This window comes from Stenotrophomonas sp. GD03680, assembly GCF_029844625.1.
In the GTDB taxonomy this organism is placed as follows: Bacteria; Pseudomonadota; Gammaproteobacteria; order Xanthomonadales; family Xanthomonadaceae; genus Stenotrophomonas; species Stenotrophomonas maltophilia_P.
In genome coordinates this window covers 24,295-38,452 of sequence record NZ_JAOCKC010000013.1, presented here as the reverse complement: position 1 = coordinate 38,452, position 14,158 = coordinate 24,295, and the positions used below count along the sequence as shown (strand labels likewise).

Genomic DNA, 14,158 nt, shown 5'->3' with positions numbered 1-14,158 from the left:
TCGCCCCGGCTTCAGAGCTTCAGCATCATCCGCAGCAGGTACATCAGCAACGGCAGCGCACTCAGCACCGCGCCCACGATACCGATCCAGGGCCAGCGCTCACCCCGCACCCGCGATGCCACCGCCAGCCCGCATCCCACCAGTGCCGAGCCCAGCACGCCCACCCCCAGGCCCGCGGCGATGCCATTGCCTCCCGCGGCCACCGCCGCCTGTGCCGCAAGCGTGCCTGCAGCCCACCCCACGACCAGGCCCAATCCACTGGCCACACCGCACCACGGTGCCTTGCCCTGTGCCATTGCACGCGTCCTCTTGCCGAATTTCTGTACGGGCCACGCCCGCCTACTGCCTACACTAGCCGCACCTGCCTCGTCGGGACATCCCATGCGCGCGCTTCGCCTGCTGCTGCCCGGTGCCCTGCTGCTGTTCACCGCCTGTGGTGGCGATGCACGGCTGCCGTTCTCCTCCGATGCCCTGCAAGGCTGCTTCGCCACCAGCCCGCGCAAGACCGCCGATTTCCGCATCGAGCGCGAAGGCAGCCAGTACTTCGTTTCCTTCAACCGCGATGGCCAATGGCAGCGCGACCCGAACGGGCTGCACAAGGCCACCTCCAGCGAGATCAGCCGCTACTTCCGCGACGATGCGGCACAGATCGACAGCGCCTTGATCCGCATGGCCGGCGGCTTCGGCCTCTTCCACTTCAACAGGGGCGCCACGCTGAAGGGCAAGGCCAGTGACAGCGACTACATGGCACTGATGCTGATCGGTGCCGGGCCGGTGTATGCGGTGAAGTGCGATTGATCGAAGTGCAGGGATTCAAGCGGATGAGGAAAGTTTCAAATTCGATCAGGCACAGCTTCGGTCACAATCGAGATGCCGGATATTGTTGAGCCTACTGTCTCCGCAACCATGAAACGGAGACTCACACATGAGCAGACGCACGCTGATCCTATGTTTAGCGACGGCCATGGCTGTACCTGCGTTCGCAGAAACACCCTTGAGTGTCGACAGAACCGAGTTGGACTCCAAGGGCGAGATCATCATCGTTCGTCGTACAACGTGGCCAGACTTCGACGGAGCACACATCCAGGTTGATCAGCATCTCAAGCCAGATGGATTTGGACGCCTGATCTATCGATACAGTGACCAGTCGGAAGCCACCAAGCTCTATCATCAGGCCTTTTGCGCCTCCATGGATATGGAACCGTCTCAGGGGGAAGGGACGATTGAAGGGCCGGCAGCAGGTTGGGTATGCACTCGCGAAAATGCCCCCGGCAGTTGCGTTGGGATCCAACACCGCTCTTTCTATCCTTCATGGCAGCTGCGGTACCATGCCCTCCCCCGACCCACCCGATGCCTGCCGTGCCCCATTACACCGGCCCTCTGCTGACCCGCGACAGCGCCGACGCCCTGCGTCGTGCCCATGACAAGGGCGCGCCCGAGTGGCAGGGCTCGCTTGACCTGGGGCGCAGCCAGGACAGCGTGGGGCTGGACGCGGAAGGCTTCCATTTCCGCGGCCAGCACTACCCGTGGCCGGGCAAGCTGAAGGACCGCACGCTGTACTACTGGGAGGGCGAAGACTTCGCTCCCATCTCACGCTACAGCGGTTCACTGATCAAACTGATGCCTACCGAGTGGGGTGCGCCGACCTTCGAAATCGACGGCATCAAGATGCTGCCCACCTCGAAGCTGTCGCCGTTCGAGGACGCGCGCCGCAAGGTCGAGCTGGTTGCACCGGCGGGCAAGGCGCTGCTTGATACCTGTGGTGGGCTCGGCTACTTCGCCGCCTGCGCACTGGAGGCCGGCGTCGGCCAGATCCGCTCGTTCGAGAAGAACGCCGACGTGATGTGGCTGCGCACGCTCAACCCGTGGTCGCCCGATCCCGACTCGGCCGCTGCCGGTGGTCGCCTGCACTTCAGCCAGGGCGACGTCTCGCAGCAGATCGAGCAGATCGCCAGCAACAGCGTCGATGCGATCCTGCATGACCCGCCGCGCTTCGGCATCGCAGGCGAACTGTATTCGCAGGTGTTCTACGACCATCTCGCCCGCGTCCTGCGCAAGGGCGGCCGCCTGTTCCACTACACCGGCGCGCCCAACAAGCTCACCAGCGGCCGCGATGTGCCGCGCGAAGTGGCCAAGCGCCTGGAAAAGGCCGGGTTCAAGGCCGAGCTCGCGCTGGACGGCGTGCTGGCGGTCAAGCGCTGAGCGCTACTCCGAATCCACCTTCGCCAGCGTCATCACCCACGCCGGCACCACCGGTTCGCCGGCATAGAAATCCTTCGGCTTGTTCTCGGCCATCGCCCAGCGATGCAGCCAGCTCGGGCCGTAGCGGCCGTTGTAGCCTTCCGCGCCGCGCGCATAGGCAGGATCACGCATGGCTTCTTCCAGCGTGATGAAGCGGTAGCCGCGCCGCCGGGTGGCCGCCACCAGTTCGGCGAAGGTGGCCGCGTTCAGTTCATTGGCATGCATCAGCCAGACCTGCGGCAAGGCATAGCCCAGCAGCGCCTGCGACTGCCGCTCGTAGTAGTCCAGCTTGTTGAGCATGTACGGCACATAGCCCTTGCGCAGCTGCGCCAGCGTAGCCTCGCGGGCTGCGGACGGCGGCTGTTCATTCATCACGTTGGCGTAGGCGAAGGCCCAGACCCATTCGCCGTTGTCCACCGTCACCGGCGCCACGCGGTACCCGTGGTCGCGGAAGAATCCGTCCATTGCCGCGCGGTCCTCGGCGGTCCGGCCCGCACGCAGATACGGATGGCGCATCCACTGTGGCCGCTGGCCGCGCTCGGCCAGCAGTGGCCGCAGCACCTGTTCGCCACGCAGGAAATCCTGCTGGAAGGCGGCTACGCCCTGCGCATTGAGGTCCATGTGCGAATAGGTGTGGTTGCCCAGCCCATAACCCGCGTCGAGCCAATCGCGCAGCATCTGCACCCGCGCCGGCTGCACCTGGCCATCAACCTCCAGCTTGTTCTCGTTGACGAAGCCCACCACCGGCACATCGGCCTGACGCAGCTGCGCCATCAACGCCGCATGGCGCGCCTGCAGGTCCGCAGGCAGGATGGTGTCCACGCGCGCCCACGGCAGATCATCAATGGTCACCGCGATGCGCCGGTCCACCTCCGCGGCGTGCACCGCCAGCGACAACAGCAGCAACGGCAGGGCACGCAGCCACGTACGCATGGACCATCCTTGTGTCGGCAGGAACGCCGACTGTAGCCCAGCGCGCGAGCGCCGTCAGCGCCCCTCTTCAGCAGCCGCGGCCCGCCACAGCGCAACACCGCCCACCATCGCGGCCGTCAGCAGCGCCACCAGCACCAGGGCCAGGTCATCCGGATTGCGCTGCAGCGGCGCGTGCGCGCGGGTGAAAATATGGAAGACCACTTCCTGGGCCTGCTCCAGCGGCATGCGTCCCTGCTGGGTCAGATCGACCAGACACGCCGTCGGAGACAGCCTGACCACGCTGTTCCACGCGTCTTCGTACAGATGCAGGGTCCACGCCGCCAGCGCCATGGCGCTGGCATGCAGAGCCATCAGCCCCAACGCGGTGGTGCGCAGGGGCCGCCGTACCCGGTGCCACCAATGCACGCAGATGGCCATCGCACCCAGCAGTGCGAGCACCATTCCCGCTACCGGCAACCACCGCAGTGGCTGCCAATCATCCAGAGCGCCGGCACGCGCCATCAACACTTCGGCCATCCGCAGTCGCGCCGCGGGGTCCGGGCCACCGCAGGCAGCCGTCACCGGCTCCAGCAACAGATCCACGCGGTGATGGAAATAGCCTGCGGCCAGGCCAAGGCCCAGCACGGCGACCACCTGCAGCAGAAGCAACATCAGTCCCGGGGCGCGCGTGCGGCCCTGAGGGAACGGAGTGGATGTCATCGTTACACTCGTGTCGGCGGTCTGTCATCGTAACCAAGCCGATCACGGCTGTCGGCTGGCGGATGCGACAACACGTGTGCTCGGCGGTACGATGTCCACCGAGGAAGAACCGCTGCATGGAGTGCGCTGGATGCTGACGCTGTACCTGCTGGTGCATTACGGCACCGGCCTGTTGATGATCGCAGGGGCGGCCTACGCCGTGTCGCGTGTCATCCAGACCCAGCGCGCAAAGCTGCCACCGGTGACGTCGCCCCTCCTGCCTGCGGCCACACCACCGCGCCGTCGCGAACGCAAGGCACTACGGCGCCTGCAACGTCGTCATCCGCAGTGGAGCTACCCCGTTGCCGCACCGGTTCCCCGCGCGTGGTACTTCGTCGGCTGCATACCGATCTTCGCCACGGCAGCGGTATGGGCCGTCGCCATGCCGGACGGCGCACGCTTCCAGGTCATGGTTGAAAGCACCGTCGGCTACCCGGCGAGCATCGCACAGGTGCGCCTGCCCGCATCCCGGCACGCCGCGCTGTTGCAGGCGTGGCAGCCTGTCATCGCACAGGGCGCACGCACGGTCGAGATGGACTACACCATCGGCCGTCCACCGCTGGCAATCCAGTCGCGCGATGTCCTGCCGGTACAGGTACGGCAGCAGGGTGACCTGCTGCAGGTCGCGTTCGCACAGCCGATGCAGACAGACGCACTGCAGGCCGCACTGACCGCGCGGGGCGCTCTGGCCGCCGGTGCGGTGCAGGTCCACCCACGCACGTTCGCACCTTGGCGCGAACGCGGTTGGACGCCCCTGCTCGCCCCTGCACCAGCGGGCCGCCCAACGCCGCGCTAACCGCGCGGCAGCTTGGCCGCCCACATATTGTCGACCAGGTTCGGATAGGGTCGCCCGTTCTCCTCCGCGCGCTGCCGCGCCGCCTCCTTCTGTGCAGGCGACAACGGCTGCGACTTCTGGCCCTTCGGGTTGGGCTTCTTCCACGGTGGCGTGCGGGTCTGGCGCATGCGACGAGTGTAGAGGCCGGTTACTGCTTGAGGAAGTTCAGCAGCGCCAGATTGAAGTCGTCGGTGTGGCTGGTGTTGCAGCCATGCGGCGCGTTCTGCAGCACCACCAGCTCGCTGCCGCGTATGGCGCGCTGGGTCCGCTTGCCCGAGCCCTCCAGTGGCACGGTGGCATCACTGTCGCCGTGCAGCACCAGGGTGGGAACGCTCACCTTCTGCAGGTCGCGGCGGAAGTCGGTAGTGGCAAACGCCTTCATGCAACCCAGCGCCGCCGCCTGGTCGGACTGGTGGCACAGCGCAATCGCCGCCTGGCGCTCGGCCTCGGTGACCATCAGCTTGCCGTTGGCGCTGAAGAAATCGCGGGTGAAACCATCGAAGAAGGCTTCGCGGTCCTGTTCCAGGCCGGTGCGCATCTCGTCCGCCTTGTCCTGGGTCAGCGGGCCCTCCGGGTTATCGTCGGTGCGCAGCAGGTACGGCGGCACCGCAGCCGCGAACACCACACTGTGCAGGCGCGCCTCGCCGTGATTGGCGATGTAGCGCGCCACCTCGCCGCCACCCATCGAGAAACCGACCAGCGTGACCTCCTTCAGATCGCGCTGCTCGATGATGCCGGCCAGATCGGCCGCCAGCGTGTCGTAGTCATAGCCGTCAGTTGGCTTCTCGGAACGACCGAAGCCACGGCGGTCATAGCTGATCACGCGGTAGCCCGCATCCCGCAGGATCGGCACTTGGTCCTTCCATGCCTCGGCCGAGAGCGGCCAGCCATGGATGAGGATGACCGGGCGGCCCTCGCCGCCGGTGTCTTCGATGTGCAGCCGGATGGGGGAAGCAGGCATGGGAACTCCTGGTGAAAGGATGGCACCAGCCTAGGCAGCGCCGCCTGTGGCGACCGTGAGGGAATCCGCCCGCGCCATGACATGCCCTACACGCCTGGCGCCCGGCACCCGCACCCGGAATCCGGGCGTTCGTACCCGGCAGACGCGGCTTCGTCGCACCCATGCGCTGACCGCCCCCGCAGCGTGCCACTGTGCGCCCGACATCCACGGAGACGCGCCATGCTGTTCGCCCTGCCCCTGCTCGCCGCCGGCCTTGCCGCCAGCCCGGCCCCGTCCGATACCCTGCGCGAGCAGATCCGCCAGGCCGATACCCAGCTGTTCGCGGTGGCGTTCGAGGCCTGCGATGCCGATCGGGCCGCGGCGATGACCACCGAGGACATGGAGTTCTTCCACGACAAGGACGGCAAATCGGCCAGCAGCCGCGAGGACTTCCGGCGCAGCGTGGCCCGCATGTGCGACAGCGCGCGCCAGGGCGGCTGGCGCCTGCGCCGCGAGCTGGTGGACCGTTCGCTGCAGGTGTTCCCGTTGCACGATGAGCGTGCCTTGGAGATGGGGGACCATCGCTTCTACGAACGCGGCAAGGACGGTGTGGAGCGGTGGGTGGGGCAGGCGCGCTTCGTGCAGGTGTGGCGACGCGTGGACGGCACCTGGCAGGTGGAGCGGGTGATCAGCTATGACCACCGCGGGGTGGATCGAGATTCGGGGTGGCAGGCGGCGGAGGGTCCACGCCGCCACTCTGGCGCCCACCTGGCGAAATCACATGCCTGTAACAGGTGGCCGCGCTCTCCCAGCGCGGCCACCTCCAGCCGTTACAACTGGATGCGCGCCACGCTCTCGTTCGCGTCCTTGGCATCCTTCTCGCCGTTCTTGATGCTCACGTACAGCACGTTGTTCTTGGCATCCAGCGCCAGGCTGTTCGGGTGGGTCGGCACCGGGTAGGAGGCCACCTTCTGGTAGCTGTCACTGTCGTACGCGGTCACCGTGCCGCCATCGCGGTTGGTCACGTACAGGCGCTTGCGCGGTGCGTCCAGCAGGATGCCCAGCGGGCCGGCGTCGGTCGGGATGCTGGCCAGTTCCTTGCCGGTGGTGCGGTCGAGCACCAGCACGCGCTGGCCCGGGTGCTTGCTGGTGAAGCCCGCGCTGCTCTTGGTCATGTAGCTGCGGATCATCTCCGAGCCCTGGTCGGTCACGAACAGGCGCTTGCCGTCCGGGTGCAGTGCGATGTTCATCGGCTGCTCGGCGCTGATCTTGTGCTGGGCTACCACCTTGTTGTCGTCGGTACCGACCACCACCAGGTCGGCCAGCAAGTTGCTGGTGTACACGCGCTTGTTGGCGGCATCCAGCGCCAGGCCCGGCGCCTTGGCGTTGCCCAGGCCCGGAATGGTGTCGATCACTTTCAGCGTGGTGGTATCGACCACGAACAGCACGCTGCCCTCGCTGGAATGGCCGGTCACGTACAGACGGTTGGCCGGGCTGTCGACCACCAGTTCGCGCAGGTCGTGGGTGTAGGCGGCCTTGCCGTCCTTGCCGACCTTCTTCTCCATCAGTTGCACGATGCCGATGGCGTTGTTCTGGGCGGTATCGACCACGGTTACCGAGGTATCAACGGTGTTGCCGACGTACAGGCGGTTGTGGGCGTCATCCAGCACCACGCCGAACGCCTTTCGCTCCAGCGGGATGCGGGTTTCCACGGCCAGCGTGGCCGGGTTCAGGCGCAGTACCTGCGACGGTCCGGCGTCATCGCCGAAGCCACCGGATGAGGCGACGAACACGGCGTTCTGGGCGGGGCTGTACGCCAGTTCGTACAGACCCTTGGCGATGGCCTGACGCTGCACCGCAGTGGCGGTGCTGGCGGCGGGCGCGTTATCGGCGAAGGCCGCTGGGGCGCCGACGCTGAGCGAGATGGCAAGGGCCAGGGCGGCCGAGCGGAAAGCGGAATGACGGAACATGCGAGCATCCTTGAAAGGGCACGGAAGGGTGTCCTGGCTCGCTGGGCCGTACGGCGACGGCCCGCCCCGGGTGTGTCTGCGCGGGGTGGGCTGGCTGGGTTGCGGGGAAATGGTAGCAGGCTGGGGAGAGACGTGGCGCCGAGGACGACGGCCGGAGTGTCGCTTTTGGCTCGCCTTTTCGGCTGTGGGGCGGTGACGATGGCCCCATTCCGGTGTGGACGGATGCTTTCGGGAGGTCCTGCGCGATCGGCAGGCGGTTGCGTTCTGTGCGGGCGTACAGGCTGATTACGATCTTTCCTGTCGCAGAAAGCTTCCTTGAAGTTCGATTGCGGAGATTGTCGTCGCATACGGCACGCCGGCCATCTGCGACAATAGTTCCGCTCTGTGGAACTGCGTGTTTCCTCCGCAAATTCCAATTGGATTTCAGAGCGCAGGCGTGAGCAGATTGGCGGGCCACCGGAAAAGGGTGGCGCGGGACTCGAAAACCCGTCTGATACCCAGTGCTTTGCGCTTGTCAGTCGGCGTCACCTCTCGGTGGCGCCGGCTGACAATCCGTTCGCGTTCCATGGCGGGCGGTGCGTGGGGGCCTTCGAGCCCGCCGGCTTGGGTAATCACCGGTTTTCGAGCCACGCATCGTCCCGCCACCTCCACCGGTGGCGTTGCTTTCTGTCCTGTACGGAGCATTGCCATGAACGAATCGGATTTCCGTTCCCTGCACGCGCAGTACGATCCGGCCAATACCGAGCCCGAGCGCGACGCATCCCCCGATCCCAACGGATTTGTCTCCACCCTGCGTCGCATCGGAAAGGGTGCGGCCGCGGATGGCCAGCCGTGGCCGGAGCGGCATCAGTTGCCTGGGCGTTGTCTTCAGCTGGCGGATGCGGATTGCGCGCTGGCGGGATTGCGCGTGGTAGCAGAGCTGATGCTGGCTGCGGAGCGCACGCGGCAGAACGGTGCGCCCGAAGAGTACGTGGGGGATCGGGTGATGGAGGGGTTGAAGATGGCGTGTGTAGCGTTGACTGCGCAGGTTACTGAGCGGTTGCAGGTCGTGGCCTGATCTGGCGTCAGAGCGAAAAGCATGCGTCGCGCAATGATGCAGTTGCGCTTAAGTTTCGAAACAACATTCAACTCATGGACGGCGCCGCGACTGCACCAGTGATTAATATTATGGATGAAAGAATAGCCTTCACCGCCAAAATGTTGAATGACCAATCTTGCCCTACAAAGTCAACGTAGCGCGAGCCTCGCAATAAAAAATGGGCCCACGCAAGCTATCGGCGGTTTACATCAACACTCCATCCAGCTCCCATTAGTATCTGTCAACTTCAGACTATACCTTCAAAAATAGAGAATGATTCTCTCACTTCTCGCCTAGCCGTCGCTCCGGCCTTAAGCTCTCCCCACAAAGCGGAGGTCGGAAACCACGTATTCGTGGCCATGATCATCAGATTCAATCCGGCCACAGCATCTGAATTATTGGAAGCATTTTCCACAAAGGACACAAGATCCAAGATGCGACCAGTCTGACCAATAGCCTCAAGGCTATCAGAATACTCCCTTCCTCGCTTCAAATTCTTCCTATACCCCGCCACAGAGCCAATCAGCTCCGCACGCAGAATATCGTCACTAGATGTGGCAATCAGAACCCCTCCCTCCTTACCAAATCTAGAGATTCGCCTCCACTTACGCTTAGATACATCCTTCACATCAGCCACTATTTCATCAATTCGATCAAAGTACTCTTCGCTCGCCGCGCCATTCTGCCCTCTTGTCTGATCGATAAAGACGTCACTCATCCTAGACAGAAAACGGAACTGTATACCGTGATCCTCATTAATGAAGACAGTGTCACGCCCACCAACGCAACAATCTTCTATGAAGGGAAGTATGCACAGGTCTGACAAAAGGCCATGGTCAATTTCAAAGAGCAGAGACAGGAGACCGAAATATCTTTGAACATTCTCCCCAAAGAACATTCTTCTTATCAGCTCATCTCGATCCGAACCGGAATCAAAATATATAAACTGCGCCGAGAAATAGTCCTGGAAAGACTTGTGAGACCAACGATACTCATTAGCCTCCCGGACAAATAATGGGACCGCGGAAATCAGGTCAAGCCTCAAGCCTGCCGATTCAGCTTTAACACCCGCTTGCCTCAGGGCTTGATCGACAAGCAATGAAAATTCTTCCTGGGAATATTGTATAACGCCCTTCTTAAAAGACATGAATCCGAGATTTCTCATGAATCTATGAAAATCTTCAAGATCCAGACTGGAGCGCTTCCGTCGCTCAAACGCCCCTTCTTTGCTAAGGTCATGATCTTGATAAAGAGCATCAAAAACCTGCCTGTAGAAAATATTCTTCTTAATGGGAACAACGGCCTTGTAGTCAAATGCCTTGTATAGCAAAGTCACCAAAAGAGGGATCTTAAGGAACTCATCGACAGCAGGCATACTGTGTACTTTAGAGATGAGATTATCAGCCACTCCTCGATTACCATCATAGCGCCGCAATAGAGAGAAAGCCTCCTCTTTACTGAGGTCAGAAATATCGTATCGCTGATAACCGGCGAAGCCGACCAAGGCTTGGTCTGGACGAGACGTTAGAACAAAATTGCAGTACTGGAATCTCGCGGTCAGAACAGATATTTCTTCGCTTATCTTCTGGCGGACCGATGGGGAGAGTTCATCATATCCGTCGAGAAAGAAGACAAAATTACCCTCCTCCATAGCAGCAATTAGCTCTGCTTCCACGCCATCCCTTGCACCGCCTAGAAAATCTGAGCAGATTAAGCCAATCAGGCTTTCTTCATCTTTGATGCGACGAAGCTCGATGAGGATTGGAATTTTTGTGAGCTCCTTCAGAGCGCATCTGAACATATATTTGCTCAGCGTTGACTTACCCATCCCTGCGTAATCGACGATCAACACGCAACGATTGTCATCGAAGATCTGATGCGGGTAGTCCGAAATCCGAACAGAGGAGTCAAGCTGATCCGCGACCAACTCCAGCGGCTCATATACGTCTTCCAATGCAAACCTTCCGCCCGGAATCGCAATTGTCGGCACATATTTCGTACGTGCCTCCATGTTTCTGTAGTAAGTCCTGGCTGACTTGATCAGCTGTGCCTTTGCCTTCTTACCTGCAAAGAAGGGCGTGACAACTTTCTCGATGAAGTTCTTTACAAGAAGATTTGTTGCCCCTCGAGCAATCGCAGCGACAGCGGGTTTTCCAGCCGCCACAACCAAAGCCTCCGTGATCATGCTCACTCCTTTTCGCAAGTGCACTATGCGGCAGATATATCAATTTCGACAGAATAAAAAAAGGGCGGCCAATGGCCGCCCTTTCTCAAGTCAATTATTTGACGAAATCAAACCCCAACAGGATTAGCCTTCTCCGGATCAATCTTGTACTGCTTGATCGCCCGAGCAACATCCTTCGCGGTCATCTTCCCTTCCTTCGCCAGCGCCGCAATCGCGGCATGCGCGATGTAGTACCGGTCAACCTCGAAGAAGCGACGCAGGTTCGCACGGGTATCCGAACGGCCGAAACCATCGGTACCCAGCACCGTGTACGACATCGGCACGAACGCGCGGATCTGGTCCGCATACGCACGCACATAGTCGGTAGCGGCAATCGCCGGGCCCTGGCGGCCTTCCAGCAGCTCGGTCACGTAGGCCTTGCGCTGCTCGCCTTCCGGATGCAGGCGATTGTGGCGCTCCACATCGAAGCCGTCGCGGCGCAGTTCGTTGAAGCTCGGGCAGCTCCAGATATCGGCGGTCACGCCGAAGTCCTTGTCCAGCAGCTCGGCGGCGGCGATGGCTTCGCGCAGGATGGTGCCCGAACCCAGCAGCTGCACGCGCAGTTCGCCCTTCTTCGGCTTGCCGGCGTCGGTCAGCAGGTACATGCCCTTGACGATGCCCTCGGCTGCGCCTTCCGGCATGTCCGGGTGGGCGTAGTTCTCGTTCATCAGGGTCAGGTAGTAGTACTCGTCTACCTGGTCTTCCATCATCGCCTTGGTGCCGTGCTGCAGGATCACCGTCACTTCGTAGCCGAAGGTCGGGTCGTAGCTGCGCACGTTCGGGATGCCACCGGCCACCAGATGGCTGAAGCCATCTTCGTGCTGCAGGCCTTCACCGTTCAGCGTGGTGCGGCCGGCGGTGCCACCCAGCAGGAAGCCGCGGGTACGCATGTCGGCGGCCTGCCAGGCGATGTCGCCCACGCGCTGGAAGCCGAACATCGAGTAGTAGATGTAGAACGGCAGCATCGGCACGTTGCTGACCGAGTAGCTGGTACCAGCGGCCATCCACGAGCTGATCGCGCCCGGCTCGCTGATGCCCTGCTGCAGCACCTGGCCGCTCTGGTCTTCGCGGTAGAACATCAGCTGGTCGGCGTCCACCGGCTTGTACTTCTGGCCGAACGGCGCGTAGATGCCGATCTGGCGGAACAGGCCTTCCATGCCGAAGGTGCGGGCCTCGTCGGCCACGATCGGCACGATGTGCGGGCCCAGCTCCTTGTCGCGCAGGGTGATGTTCAGGCTCTGCACGAACGCCATGGTGGTGGAGTACGTGCGTTCGCCGCTGCTCTTCAGCAGGCGCTCGTAGGTTTCCAGCTTCGGTGCGTTGAAGCTCTTGTCGGCCTTGCGGCGGCGCTGCGGCAGGTAACCGCCCAGGGCGGCACGGCGCTCCTGCAGGTACTGCACTTCCGGCGAGTCCGGGCCCGGGTTGTAGAACGGCACCTGGCCGTCCTTGAGCTGCTCGTCGGTCACCGGAATGTTGAAGCGGTCGCGGAAGTGCTTGACGGCTTCGTCGTCCAGCTTCTTGGTCTGGTGGGTCGGGTTCAGCGCTTCACCGGCGCTGCCCATGCCATAACCCTTCACGGTCTTGGCCAGGATGACGGTCGGCATGCCCTTGGTGTTCACGGCCTGGTGGTAGGCGGCGTACACCTTGTGCGGGTCGTGGCCACCGCGGTTGAGGCGCCAGATGTCGTCGTCGGACAGGCCGGCGACCATCGCGGCGGTCTCCGGGTACTTGCCGAAGAAATGCTCGCGGGTATACGCGCCGCCGAAGGCCTTGCAGTTCTGGTATTCGCCGTCGACGGTTTCCATCATCAGCTTCTTCAGGACGCCGTTGGTGTCCTTGGCCAGCAGGGCATCCCAGTAACCGCCCCACAGCAGCTTGATGACGTTCCAGCCGCCGCCGCGGAACACGCCTTCCAGTTCCTGGATGATCTTGCCGTTGCCGCGCACCGGGCCGTCCAGGCGCTGCAGGTTGCAGTTCACCACGAAGATCAGGTTGTCCAGGCCTTCACGGCCGGCCAGGGCGATGGCACCCAGGGTTTCCGGCTCGTCCGACTCGCCGTCGCCGATGAAGCACCACACCTTGCGGTCGGACTTCTCGATCAGGCCACGGTTTTCCAGGTAACGCATGAACTGCGCCTGGTAGATGGCGGCCAGCGGGCCCAGGCCCATCGACACGGTGGGGGTCTGCCAGAAGTCCGGCATCAGCCACGGGTGCGGGTAGGAGGACAGGCCACCGCCGTCCACTTCCATGCGGAACTTGTCCAGCTGCTCTTCGCTGATGCGGCCTTCCAGGAAGGCGCGGGCGTAGATGCCCGGGGCGCTGTGGCCCTGGATGAACAGCAGGTCGCCGGGGTGGTTGTCGCTCGGGGCGCGCCAGAAGTGGTTGAAGCCCACGTCGTACAGGGTGGCGCCGGAGGCGAACGAGGCGATGTGGCCGCCCAGGTCGCCCGGCTTGCGGTTGGCGCGGACCACGGTGGCCATCGCGTTCCAGCGGATGATCGAACGGATGCGCCATTCCAGCTCGGCATTGCCCGGGCTCTTGGCCTCGAACTGCGGCTCAATGGTATTGACGTATTCGGTGGTGGGAGAGAACGGCAGGTAGGCGCCCGAACGACGGGTCAGCTCCACCATGCCTTCCAGCAGCTGATGCGCGCGCTCGGAGCCCTCGACATCAATAACGGCCTTCAACGACTCGATCCACTCCTGGGTTTCCACAGGATTCGGGTCGTTGTTCAGCACCTCGTTCAACCAGTTCATTAGCGCTCCCATAACCGCACGCACGCGCGCGACTGTTGTATAGATATCTAGACCGCAAAGTGTAGCGCACCAAGGGCTTTCGTCACTTGGCTACGCTGGCGTATGGACGCATGCAGCCAGTGTCCGCAAGGCATGTCCCGCCTGTCTTCGGCGGGCCAGCAGGCGCGCTGCAGGCCGCTGCGGCGGGCCTTGGACCGCTTCGGGCACGTCGCGATTGCCCGCCTGGCGCATGTGCAGAACGAAGTGTTACCCAGGGCGATGACCGTTGTAGGGCACGGCCGACCGCGTGTGAGCCTACGCCGGGGGCACCGCAGCTGAATGACTGATGCGGTGTCGCGCCTGGCTCTGGACCGGGCTGCGCCTGCCGCGCAAGGTGGCGGCGAGTGTTGGCCCTGCCGCAACGGCCCGCCGTCTGGCTGCCTCGCTCCCTTCCACAGTGGTCC

Annotated in this window: 12 protein-coding genes and 1 pseudogene; 5 read left to right on the top strand and 8 right to left on the bottom strand. The window is 62.9% G+C overall.

What is annotated here, in order from left to right; all coding sequences use genetic code 11:
* Positions 1-11: 11 nt before the first annotated feature.
* Positions 12-296: a hypothetical protein gene (locus tag N5J29_RS13855; RefSeq protein WP_065175406.1), complete on the bottom strand. Its 285-nt coding sequence runs from the start codon at positions 294-296 to the stop codon at positions 12-14.
* An 85-nt stretch (positions 297-381) separates the two neighbouring features.
* Here N5J29_RS13855 and N5J29_RS13850 point away from each other — a divergent pair, with 85 nt between their 5' ends.
* Positions 382-798: a hypothetical protein gene (locus tag N5J29_RS13850; protein WP_164151036.1), complete on the top strand. Its 417-nt coding sequence runs from the start codon at positions 382-384 to the stop codon at positions 796-798.
* A gap of 513 nt (positions 799-1,311) precedes the next feature.
* Positions 1,312-2,202, top strand: coding sequence for an MnmC family methyltransferase (locus tag N5J29_RS13845; protein WP_197622755.1), 891 nt, complete (start codon positions 1,312-1,314; stop codon positions 2,200-2,202).
* A 3-nt stretch (positions 2,203-2,205) separates the two neighbouring features.
* Here the strand turns inward: N5J29_RS13845 and N5J29_RS13840 are convergent, their stop codons facing one another.
* The gene (locus N5J29_RS13840) at positions 2,206-3,174 is read right to left on the bottom strand and encodes a polysaccharide deacetylase family protein (RefSeq protein ID WP_164151038.1); all 969 of its coding nucleotides are present in this window, start codon (positions 3,172-3,174) and stop codon (positions 2,206-2,208) included.
* A gap of 54 nt (positions 3,175-3,228) precedes the next feature.
* Positions 3,229-3,873 (bottom strand): hypothetical protein, encoded by a 645-nt coding sequence (locus N5J29_RS13835; RefSeq protein WP_053518811.1) that lies wholly within the window; start codon positions 3,871-3,873, stop codon positions 3,229-3,231.
* A gap of 91 nt (positions 3,874-3,964) precedes the next feature.
* Between N5J29_RS13835 and N5J29_RS13830 the strand changes: the two genes are divergently transcribed.
* On the top strand, positions 3,965-4,708 hold the full coding sequence (locus N5J29_RS13830; RefSeq protein WP_164151040.1) for a hypothetical protein: 744 nt from the start codon (positions 3,965-3,967) through the stop codon (positions 4,706-4,708).
* Here the strand turns inward: N5J29_RS13830 and N5J29_RS13825 are convergent.
* Complete coding sequence (locus tag N5J29_RS13825; RefSeq protein WP_164972344.1) at positions 4,705-4,875, bottom strand: hypothetical protein; 171 nt, start codon at positions 4,873-4,875, stop codon at positions 4,705-4,707. The genes N5J29_RS13830 and N5J29_RS13825 overlap by 4 nt on opposite strands.
* Positions 4,876-4,895: 20 nt before the next feature.
* Complete coding sequence (locus N5J29_RS13820) at positions 4,896-5,708, bottom strand: alpha/beta hydrolase (protein ID WP_164151042.1); 813 nt, start codon at positions 5,706-5,708, stop codon at positions 4,896-4,898.
* Positions 5,709-5,927: 219 nt separating this feature from the next.
* On the opposite strand from N5J29_RS13820, the pseudogene N5J29_RS13815 reads away from it, so the two are divergent.
* Positions 5,928-6,401 (top strand): annotated as a pseudogene (locus tag N5J29_RS13815) (nuclear transport factor 2 family protein); the annotation flags it as partial.
* 116 nt (positions 6,402-6,517) lie between these two features.
* Here the strand turns inward: N5J29_RS13815 and N5J29_RS13810 are convergent.
* Positions 6,518-7,657, bottom strand: a complete 1,140-nt coding sequence (locus N5J29_RS13810; RefSeq protein ID WP_164151044.1) for a YncE family protein — start codon at positions 7,655-7,657, stop codon at positions 6,518-6,520.
* 688 nt (positions 7,658-8,345) lie between these two features.
* Here N5J29_RS13810 and N5J29_RS13805 point away from each other — a divergent pair.
* Positions 8,346-8,714: a hypothetical protein gene (locus N5J29_RS13805; RefSeq protein ID WP_164151046.1), complete on the top strand. Its 369-nt coding sequence runs from the start codon at positions 8,346-8,348 to the stop codon at positions 8,712-8,714.
* 268 nt (positions 8,715-8,982) lie between these two features.
* Here N5J29_RS13805 and N5J29_RS13800 read toward each other — a convergent pair whose 3' ends face one another.
* Both N5J29_RS13800 and aceE read right to left on the bottom strand, forming a co-directional pair.
* A complete protein-coding gene (locus N5J29_RS13800) occupies positions 8,983-10,920 on the bottom strand; it encodes an NACHT domain-containing protein (RefSeq protein ID WP_164151048.1) in 1,938 nt (645 codons plus the stop codon).
* A gap of 107 nt (positions 10,921-11,027) precedes the next feature.
* Positions 11,028-13,715, bottom strand: coding sequence for a pyruvate dehydrogenase (acetyl-transferring), homodimeric type (gene aceE / locus N5J29_RS13795; RefSeq protein ID WP_065175416.1), 2,688 nt, complete (start codon positions 13,713-13,715; stop codon positions 11,028-11,030).
* Positions 13,716-14,158 lie beyond the last annotated feature (443 nt).